A 2,976-nucleotide genomic window follows, 5' to 3' on the forward strand; every position below is an offset into this window, starting at 1 on the left:
GCGAAAAGCGCCAGGATGTCGTGAAGATCGCGCGCAATGACCTTGGAAGCGCGAAGCCATGACAGAAGCGGCTTCCCCTGCGCCCCAGCCTTTGGAAATCCGAGGGAAACCCCGGCCCGTGAAGCGGTATTCCAGGCGGGCCCTTATGGTGCTTGTCGGCACCGGCAGTGCAATCGTCCTCGGCTCGCTGGCGTTTGCCCTGCAGGGACCGAAGGAGGATGCCGGCGGTCCAGTCCGCGAACTCTACAATACCGGTCATAATCCGGAGGCGGACGGATTGGCCACGCTTCCGAAATCCTATGGAGATTTACCGCCGAGGGACGACGTGCTCGGGCCGCCGCTTCCGGGTGACCTCGGGACGCCGATCCTGAAGGCGCAGCGTGAAGGGCGTATGCGCCTGCCGGAGGAAGACGCGCCGGAGGTGAGTCCGATGCGCGAACAGCTGGCGGCGCTGGAAACCGAACTCAGGGCGCGCGAAGCGGCGTTGACGGACGCGGCGCGCGGGAGTGGGGTGTTTTTCCAGGTGGGCGCCAGTGCGGGATCGAAGAGGGTTGTCGGTAGTGTTGCGTCCGCGGCGTCTGGTTCTGTGAGTTTTCCGGACCTGTCGGACTTTGCACCGTCTCGCGAGGGGGCGTTCGGGTCGTCGCTCAGCGAAGATCCGAACCGCCAGGTGAGGAAACTGGATTTTCTGGGCGAAGAGCCTGATCCCTCGATCTACAATCCGCACCGGCTCGAGACGCCTGTTTCGCCCTACCAGCTGATGGCGGGCACGATCATCCCGGCAACCCTGCTAACCGGTGTGAACTCCGACCTTCCGGGTCAAGTCATCGCGCAGGTGACGAGCCCCGTCTATGATACGGTGACCGGCGAAACCGTGCTCGTGCCGCAGGGTGCCCGCCTGATCGGGCGCTATGATAGTGTCATCGCGTTCGGCCAGTCGCGGGCGCTGCTTGTCTGGAGCCGGATCGTCATGCCGGACGGATCTTCCATCCGGATCGACAATCTCGCCGGCGTCGACGCCCGCGGCTATGCCGGGCTTGAAGACAAGGTCGATTATCATTCCTGGAAGCTGCTGCAGGGCGTCGCCCTTTCGACTCTGCTCGGCGTCGGCGCCGAACTTGGCACCGACGATGAGGGCGATATCGCCCGGGCGCTCCGCCGCTCAGCGCAGACCGGTGCCAATGAGGCTGGCCAGGAAATCGTGCGCCGAAACCTCGACGTCCAGCCCTCGATCACGATCCGGCCCGGCTGGCGGCTCGGCGTGCTCGTGGGCAAGGACATCGTTCTGAAACCCTATGAAGGAGGACACCAACCATGACCAAGACCAGTCTGAAGATCGGGCCGCTGCCGGACAAGACACCGCAGAAGCTCACGGTTCTGATCGAACCATCTCTCGCTTCCGAACTTGAAGACTATGCACGGGTTCACAGCCAGCTTCATGGCGAAGACGCTGCTGTATCTGTCCTCGTCCCTCACATGCTCGAAGCGTTTCTCGCGAGCGACAGCGGGTTCCGGAAGGCGCGCAGGTCGCTGATCGCGGCCAAAGCGCAATAAACACCAGGGGGATGGGTCCGATGCGTGAGGTCGACGACGCTGTCCGGCTGATGTCCAATGAAATCGGTTTGCCGATCTACAAGCGCTATTCAGAAGAAGAGGCTGCCCAGCACCTTGGAATGTCGAAACAAACCTTGAAAAGACTGAGGGATGCTGGTCGAATCGGCTTCGTACGAGTTTCGAAACGCAAGCTCTCTTTCTTTGGATTTCAGCTCGCCGAATACCTGCTGAACGCAATTGAGGAAACGACATGCCGAGATACGCAACCAACGACAGATACCAGGTCGGCGAGTATTGGCTCGGGCAGCGCTCCGGGAGTCCGGCATGGTATCGAATGTGGATCGACCCCAAAACTCGCAGGACCGGACGCGCTAGCCTCGGCACAACGGATTTTGAAGAAGCAAAGGCAATCCTGAATGACTGGTTTGTTCTAAACCAGTCAAAGACTCAGGAGGCACCCGATGAAACCACGCTGGCCGAAGTGTTCGCGAGGTTTTACGAACACCATGGTCAACACCTCCGATCTGCTGTCGATATCCGCCGGACACTTCGTTACTGGCTCGAATTCCACGGTGAAGCGACGATCAAGCAAGCGCTCCATCAGGACCAGCAGCTAAAATTCCGTAGTTGGTTGGGCAACGAAAAAAAGCTTTCGCAAAGCTCTGTCCGCAATGCCCTCATGATCGGAAAATCCGCACTCAACTGGGCTTGGAAGCGGGGCGATATCGCCTCGGTGCCTTATGTCCAGCTGGTAAATCCGCCAAAACCCGAACCCAAGGGGCGTCCGCTTGAAGTCGAAGAAGTCGCCAGGCTGCTCGACGCTGCCAGCGAACAGCACATACGCGTCCTGATTGCGTTCATGGTAGGGACCGCAGCCCGCACTGGTGCTATTCTTGACCTCAGTCTGAACCAGATCGATCTGGAGCACAGACTGATTAACCTGAACCCCAAGGGGCGGGAACAGACGAAGAAGTATCGTCCCACGGTAAAGCTCCCCGATCAGCTGGCTTCCTATGTCGAAGCACGCAAACGAACGTCAAAGTCGGAGTCCCTCATCCTGTATGATGGGTCCGCTGTGGACAGCGTGAAACGGAGCTGGGCCACAACTCGGGCGGCCTCCGGTCTGGAGGGAAACGTCCAGACCTATTCCTTTAGACACACAATTGCACGCTGGCTCAGAATGCAAAGTGTTCCGGCTTGGGAAGTCGCGGCCCAACTCGGACATAAGGCGCCGGATTACTCGACAACAGAGATCTATGCGCCATTCGATCCTGCATACCTGACGAAGGCTACAGGGGCTATCGACCTTTTTTTGTGCCAAGTTGCGCGCCATTTGCGCGCCAGTACGATCTCTGAATTCTTACTAAGATCGGACTAAGTCCTTGTTTCCTATGGTGCCGGCTGCAGGACTCGAACCCGCGA

At 59.4% G+C, this 2,976-nt stretch carries 4 protein-coding genes; all 4 read left to right on the forward strand.

The window, feature by feature from the left end; genetic code table 11:
* Positions 1–145 precede the first annotated feature (145 nt).
* From HY26_RS17075 to HY26_RS17085, 4 genes are read left to right on the forward strand one after another with little or no spacing between them, the layout of a single operon-like run.
* A complete protein-coding gene (locus HY26_RS17075; protein WP_233351673.1) occupies positions 146–1,318 on the forward strand; it encodes a TrbI/VirB10 family protein in 1,173 nt (390 codons plus the stop codon).
* Entirely contained in the window at positions 1,315–1,554 is a 240-nt protein-coding gene (locus HY26_RS17080; RefSeq protein WP_112074204.1) for a DUF2274 domain-containing protein, read from the forward strand. The genes HY26_RS17075 and HY26_RS17080 overlap by 4 nt, the downstream gene beginning before the upstream one ends.
* Positions 1,555–1,574: 20 nt before the next feature.
* Positions 1,575–1,970, forward strand: coding sequence for a helix-turn-helix domain-containing protein (locus HY26_RS19085; RefSeq protein ID WP_158531547.1), 396 nt, complete (start codon positions 1,575–1,577; stop codon positions 1,968–1,970).
* The gene (locus HY26_RS17085; protein ID WP_158531548.1) at positions 1,889–2,932 is read left to right on the forward strand and encodes a site-specific integrase; all 1,044 of its coding nucleotides are present in this window, start codon (positions 1,889–1,891) and stop codon (positions 2,930–2,932) included. The genes HY26_RS19085 and HY26_RS17085 overlap by 82 nt, the downstream gene beginning before the upstream one ends.
* Positions 2,933–2,976 lie beyond the last annotated feature (44 nt).

It is taken from the genome of Hyphomonas sp. GM-8P, assembly GCF_003263315.1.
Lineage (GTDB): Bacteria > Pseudomonadota > Alphaproteobacteria > Caulobacterales > Hyphomonadaceae > Hyphomonas.

Coding starts and splice junctions, on each gene's coding strand:
- HY26_RS17075 (WP_233351673.1), top strand. CDS start 146: ATGGTGCTTGTCGGCACCGGCAGTGCAATCGTCCTCGGCTCGCTGGCG.
- HY26_RS17080 (WP_112074204.1), top strand. CDS start 1,315: ATGACCAAGACCAGTCTGAAGATCGGGCCGCTGCCGGACAAGACACCG.
- HY26_RS19085 (WP_158531547.1), top strand. CDS start 1,575: ATGCGTGAGGTCGACGACGCTGTCCGGCTGATGTCCAATGAAATCGGT.
- HY26_RS17085 (WP_158531548.1), top strand. CDS start 1,889: ATGTGGATCGACCCCAAAACTCGCAGGACCGGACGCGCTAGCCTCGGC.